This window comes from Frankia torreyi (assembly GCF_000948395.1).
In the GTDB taxonomy this organism is placed as follows: Bacteria; Actinomycetota; Actinomycetes; order Frankiales; family Frankiaceae; genus Frankia; species Frankia torreyi.
In genome coordinates this window covers 1-2510 of sequence record NZ_JYFN01000133.1, presented here as the reverse complement: position 1 = coordinate 2510, position 2510 = coordinate 1, and the positions used below count along the sequence as shown (strand labels likewise).

Sequence of the window (2510 nt, the reverse complement as noted above, 5' to 3'; positions counted from 1 at the left end):
CGATCCCCGGGCCCGCCGGGCCGCCGCCGCGAAGGTGTCCGACCCGATCCTCGGCGGTTTCTGGGACTGGTACTCGGAGCTGTCCGACGGGGCGCGCGCCGCNGCCGTCGGCCCGCTGATGAACAAACTCCGCGCGCTNCTGCTNNGNGACTTCGCNCGNGCGGCGCTGGCNGGCGGGGAGTCCACCATCGACGTGCCCGNCGTCCTCGACCGCGGCGGNATCCTGCTCGTCCGTGTCCCCAAAGGCGCGATCGGCGAGGACGGCGCCCAGATCATCGGCAGCATCGTCTTGGCGAAGGTGTGGCAGGCCGCGTTGCGCCGCGCGGCCGTGCCCCCCGCCCGGCGGGCAGACTGCGCCGCCTACCTGGATGAATGCCAAAACTTTCTGACCCTGCCGGGCGCGATCGAGGACATGCTCGCCGAAGCCCGCGGCTACCGGCTGTCGATGGTCCTGGCCCACCAGCATCTACGCCANCTCCCCGCCGATCTCGCCGACGCCCTGTCGACCAACGCGCGCAGCAAGGTGTTCTTCGCGGTGAGCCCGCGGGACGCCTCCGAGCTCGCCCGTCACGTCACTCCCGTCCTGTCCCACCACGACCTCGCCAGATTGCCCGCGTTCACCGCCGCGACCCGTCTGATCGTCGGCGGCGCGGACAGCGCCGCGTTCACGTTGCGAACCCGGCCGCTGCCCGGCGCGGTACCCGGCCGGGCAGCGGGCCTACGCACCGCGGCCCGCCGGCACACCGCCCCCACGGCCGGTGCTCACGAACCCCGGCCCCGACCGTCCGCCGATCCCCGACCCGGCCAGCCGCACGGGGGCGGGGCATGACTCCTCCCTCCCGCCGAAGCTCGGCCCGTTCGCAGGACGCGCTGCTGCTCGAGCTCGCCGGGCGGCTCACTGCCCGCGACCGGTGGCTGCTGGGCATGCTGCTCGAACATCAGGTGCTGACCCGCCGGCACATCACCCGGCTGTGTTTCGACGGCGAACGCCAGACCCGGATGCGCCTGGCCACCCTGCACCGTCTCGGCGTCGTCGACCGGGTCCACCCGAACTACCGCCTCATCGCCGCCCCCCTGCACTACGTCCTCGGCACTGCCGGGGCGGCGGTCCTTGCCGCCGAACGCGGCATCAGCGTCCGGGATCTCGGCTACCGCCGCGACCGGCTCCACGCCCTGGCCCACGGCACCCGCCTCGCGCACCTCGCCGACGTCAACACCCTGTTCACCGCCCTGGTCCATGCCAGCCGCGGCCGCCCCGACGGCAACGGGCTGGTCACCTGGTGGTCCGAGCGGCGCGCCGCCGACACCTGGGGGCGGGTCGTGCGCCCCGACGGCTACGGAGTCTGGGTCGACGGACACCGCCGCCTCGACGTCATGGTCGAGGTCGACCGCGGCACCGAACCCCTCNCCCGCGTCCTCGGGAAACTCCCCGCCTACAGCCGCCTCGCCGCCGCCAGCGGCATCGTGACCCCACTGCTGATCTGGCTCCCCAGCGCCCGGCGGGAGGCGAACCTGCGGGCGGCGCTGCGCACCAGCCCACCCGGGGTCACCGTCATCACCGCCGCCCCCGGCCCGCTGACCGCCCCCGACGCCGACGACGACCTCGCCCCCGCCCGCCCGGTCTGGCTGCCCCTGCACGCCACCGCCCGCGTCGACCTGGACGGGCTCACCCGCCGCTACGGCACCCCGCTGCACCCCACCCGCCCGCTGGACCCCCCGCCGGGCAGCGACCCGGCCGACCCCGACCCGGCCCCCCACCCACGACCGCCCGTGCTGCATCTGGGCGCGTGAAAGCACTCGCCGCGGCCGGTGCGGTCCTCGCCGGCCTGGTCCTGCTGCTGTTCGCCGCCGCCGCAGGGGTCCTGAGCCTGGCCGACCTCGGCGGTGGGGATCCGCCCAGCCAGACCGCCGCCGACGACATTCCCGCCGACTACCAGCAGCTCTACCTCGCCGCCGCCGCCACCTGCCCCGGCCTGTCTTGGACCGTGCTCGCCGCCGTCGGCAAGACCGAGACTGACCACGGTCGCAACCCCGACTGGACCTCGGATGCCGGGGCGCAGGGGCCGATGCAGTTCCTGCCCGCCACGTTCGCCGCCTANGCCGTCGACGCCGACGGCGGCGGCCCGGACATCAACGACCCCGCCGACGCGATATTCACCGCCGCCGCCTACCTGTGCGCCTCCGGCGCCTCGGGCGGCCGCGATATCCACGGCGCCCTATTTTCCTATAATCACGACGACGCNTATATCGCGAGAGTCCTCAGCACCGCGAACAGCTATACCGACCACACCNGCGGCGACNNTACCGGCGGGGNCGGGGACGAGGTGCCNCNGCCGTCCCGGGCCGCGGCGGTCGCGGTCGACTACGCCACCGCNCAACTCGGCCTGCCCTACCAGTGGGGCGGCGACGGGCCCGCAGCCGGAGACCGTGGCTTCGACTGCTCCGGACTCACCCAGGCCGCCGCCCAGGCTGCCGGTGTGCGCCTTCCCCGCGTCGCCCAGGACCAGTAC

Annotated in this window: 2 protein-coding genes and 6 pseudogenes; all 8 read left to right on the top strand. The window is 74.7% G+C overall.

Annotation, left to right across the window (positions count from 1 at the left end; translation table 11 throughout):
- Window positions 1-298 precede the first annotated feature (298 nt).
- Window positions 299-474, top strand: a pseudogene (locus FF36_RS40275) (hypothetical protein); the annotation flags it as partial.
- A gap of 1 nt (window position 475) precedes the next feature.
- A pseudogene (locus FF36_RS39790) lies at window positions 476-829 on the top strand (type VI secretion protein); the annotation flags it as partial.
- Window positions 826-1407, top strand: a pseudogene (locus FF36_RS39785) (replication-relaxation family protein); the annotation flags it as partial. The pseudogenes FF36_RS39790 and FF36_RS39785, both read left to right, overlap by 4 nt.
- Window position 1408: 1 nt before the next feature.
- Window positions 1409-1791: pseudogene (locus FF36_RS40270) on the top strand (replication-relaxation family protein); the annotation flags it as partial.
- Window positions 1788-2098: pseudogene (locus tag FF36_RS40265) on the top strand (lysozyme family protein); the annotation flags it as partial. The pseudogenes FF36_RS40270 and FF36_RS40265, both read left to right, overlap by 4 nt.
- A 1-nt stretch (window position 2099) precedes the next feature.
- Window positions 2100-2242: pseudogene (locus FF36_RS39775) on the top strand (lysozyme family protein); the annotation flags it as partial.
- A 1-nt stretch (window position 2243) separates the two neighbouring features.
- Window positions 2244-2291 (top strand): hypothetical protein (locus FF36_RS40260; protein WP_277913003.1); only part of this gene is annotated, 48 nt, incomplete at both ends.
- Window positions 2292-2384: 93 nt separating this feature from the next.
- Window positions 2385-2510, top strand: a 126-nt coding sequence (locus FF36_RS39770; protein ID WP_242423007.1) for an NlpC/P60 family protein, incomplete at its 3' end; no start/stop codon positions are given.